1 protein-coding gene is annotated in these 211 nt (G+C 32.2%); it reads left to right on the forward strand.

Translation table 11 applies throughout. The annotated features are described in order from the left end of the window. On the forward strand, positions 1–211 hold a 211-nt coding region (locus KJQ99_RS10440), incomplete at both ends, for a hypothetical protein (protein WP_214150792.1).

Raw genomic sequence — 211 nt, forward strand, 5'->3', positions numbered from 1 at the left:
GAAGAAGATAAAACTGAAGATGTTGTAACTCCAGAAGTTAAACATGAAGATAAACCTGAAAACACTGAAGACAATAAACAACCTGAAGAAGATAAAACTGAAGATGTTGTAACTCCAGAAGTTAAACATGAAGATAAACCTGAAAACACTGAAGACAATAAACAACCTGAAGAAGATAAAACTGAAGATGTTGTAACTCCAGAAGTTAAAC

This window comes from Campylobacter sp. 2018MI13, from assembly GCF_018501135.1.
Taxonomy (GTDB): domain Bacteria; phylum Campylobacterota; class Campylobacteria; order Campylobacterales; family Campylobacteraceae; genus Campylobacter_E.